The following is a 3,076-nucleotide window of genomic DNA, read 5'->3' as shown; positions in this document are numbered from 1 at the left end:
CGAGATAAAGGAATGTGACTGGAGTTCAGACGTGTGCTCTTCCGATCTACGCTTCTATTGTCAGCCGAAGCGTTATTTTAGGGAGCAAATACAAAAACTCCATTTTCGAGAACGGTATGGTAATCGGGAAATCCAACGTCGAACTCTCCTGCGAAATGGCGACCAAACTGGCCGAAGCGTTCGGTGCGCAGCTTCCGATAGGATCGACTGTCTTGGTATCGCGCCACTACGATAAAAGTTCACGGATGCTAAAGAGGGCATTTTTAGGGGGGCTGCTCTCCGCCGGGGTCGATGTCGTCGACTACAATGCGATCCCCTCGGCGGTCATGCGCTGCAGTCTCTCTTTTCACGACCATTTTACGGCCGGAGTCCATTTCAATCAGAAAATAGACGATCCGACCAGTACGGTTATTACGTTTTATAATCATGAAGCGCTGCGTATCAACAGCGATGTGGCGAAAAAAGTGGAAAAAGCATTTTTCAAAGAGACGTTTCGGCGGGTCGATTATTCTCAAATCGGGCAAATTTACCCCCTCGATCATAAGCGCGAATACGAAGAGTACAAAAAAGGGATGGAGTCTCTATTAAAGCACCAGAATTTCAAATGCATCAATTGCCGTATAGCGGTGGATGTGATGCACGGGATCGCTTCGGAGGTTTTCCCCGATATTCTGAACGATTTAGGGGTTGAAAACATTATGTTCAACGCGTATGCGGATGAGCAGCGTCTCTCGAATATCAACACTCTGAGCAAACGTTCGTACGAAGACATGGGGGCGGTTATCCGGGCGTTGAAACTCGATGCGGGATTTTTGATCTATCCGCATGGGCAGCGTCTTGATATTATTTGCGATGAAGGAGTGCTCCTTTCGAAGCAAAGTGCGTTGTACGTGGTATTGACACTCCTAAACATGGATGCGAAAGCTCTGGGAATTAAAAAACGGGTATTCCTCCCGACATGGGCGGCAGACATCGTGTATTTCGATTCATTGGTAATCGAGCGCGGGCAATACGCGAATTTTAAAGCGGCAAAAATGAAAACGTACGATCTCGTTGCGACGGGAGACGGGAACTTTACGTTTACCGAATTTGCAACTCACCGTGATTCGATGTATGCAACATTAAAAATTCTGGAGATGATTGTGATGCACGGAGTGAAGCTCTCCGATCTGATTGCGGCGCTTCCGAAATTTTTCTATGATACACTACAGGTTCCGTGCACCCAAGCGTTCAAAGGTAAAATGATGCGCCGATTCCTGGAAGATGCCAAAGGAAAAAAATCGTCGACCCTTGACGGTGTGAAAATATGGCTGGATAAAAACGACTGGGTATTGATGATTCCCGACCAGTACAGCGACCGTCTGAATCTGTACATTCAGGCCGAAACCGCTGAAAAAGGGGAACTGATCTGCGAGACGTACCGCACCAAAATAGAGGAATGGATGAAAGAGTAATGGAATCACAGCCGCTGCAACTCGCGTTTATCTGGCACATGCACCAGCCCGACTACCGCGGGAGCGACGGTGTGATGCGGATGCCGTGGGTCTTTTTGCATGCGATCAAAGACTATTGCGAAATGCCCTGGCTCCTCAGCCGCTATCAAAACCTCAAAGCTACCTTCAATATCACCTCTTCGCTGATCGAACAGTTGAACCTCTACCGTGATCCGTTGCGCAACGATGCATTTTTGGCATTATGGGAGAGACATCCTTCCTCGCTCACGTCAGAAGAGAAGCAGTGGGTGATCAAAATCTGTAAATCGACCCAATACGAAACGATGGTCAAGCCGTTAAAACGGTTTAGCGTATTGTATCGTCAGGATCATTTCAGCGATGAAGAGCTGATCGATTTGGAAGTTGTATTTATGTTGGCATGGTGCGGTAATTATCTACGCCAAAATCACCCGATCGTGCGGCGGTTGTTGGAACAGGAAAGCGGTTTTATTCAGCATGATAAAAGCGAGCTGCTCCACAACCTGAGCGAATTTACCCAGACGATCCTACCGTTTTATGCCTCCTTGCACAATGCAGGGGTTATTTCCCTCTCGACAACCCCGTATAATCATCCGATTCTCCCCCTTTTGCTCGATGTTGAAAACGGCAAACGCGCGGATGAGCATATCACGCTGCCGCATAACCCCGTCTCATTGCACGATGATGCGATCGAACAGGTTAAACGATCTATTGCCCTATACGAAACAAGTTTTGGAACGGCACCCCGGGGATTTTGGCCCGCTGAGGGAGCGGTGGACGAAGCGAGTATCGCTATTTACAAAGCACACGGGTTAAAATGGATCGCAACAGACGAGGCTATATTATTTAAATCACTAGGTGACTCAAGCCGAAATACTTTGTATAGACCGTATCGTTTCGACGACGTGATGATCGGATTTCGCGATCATGCCCTCAGCGATTTGATCGGCTTTACTTATCGGTTCAAATCGGCGCAGGATGCTACAGGGCACTTCATAACGATGCTTGAATCGATCAAGCGTGAACAGAATGATCCGACGGTCTTTGTCATTCTGGATGGCGAAAACGCGTGGGAGTTTTTTGAAAACAACGGATACGATTTTCTGACATCGCTTTACCATTATTTTGAGCGGACGCAGTGGTGCAAATTGGTGCACATGGATGAAGTATACGATGCGGGAAATTTCGGAAAACTGGATCAAATCGCTCCGGGTAGCTGGATACAGGGAAATTTTAATACATGGGTGGGTCATCCGGAAAAAAACAGGGCATGGGAACTGATCTATCAGACGAAGCGGGATCTTCTTCATCATGCCCTTGTGCTTGACCAAGAGCGTGAAACAATGATCCGAAGCCATTTTTTGGCGGCGGAATGCAGCGATTGGTTTTGGTGGTACGGGGATGATCACTCGACCGATTTCGCGTATGAATTCGATGCGCTGTTTCGGGAACATCTGATTACGATTTATCATTTGCTCGATATGCAGCCCCCTTCGGATTTGTTTGAGCCGATTATGACCCATAAAAGTACCGCCGCATTTTTGATCCGTCCGCATGCCTCTATCACTCCGCTCATCGACGGTAAAAACGGTTCTTTTTTCGAA

Annotated in this window: 1 protein-coding gene; it reads left to right on the top strand. The window is 47.7% G+C overall.

Going from position 1 to position 3,076, the window contains the following annotated elements; translation table 11 throughout:
* Positions 1–1,438: 1,438 nt before the first annotated feature.
* Positions 1,439–3,076, top strand: a 1,638-nt coding sequence (locus Q0389_RS01525; RefSeq protein WP_298690928.1) for a glycoside hydrolase family 57 protein, incomplete at its 3' end; no start/stop codon positions are given.

Origin of the sequence: uncultured Sulfuricurvum sp., assembly GCF_937936435.1 — a bacterium.
In the GTDB taxonomy this organism is placed as follows: Bacteria; Campylobacterota; Campylobacteria; order Campylobacterales; family Sulfurimonadaceae; genus Sulfuricurvum.
The sequence above is the reverse complement of the archived record's forward strand: the minus strand, read 5'-3'. Positions and strand labels throughout refer to the sequence as shown.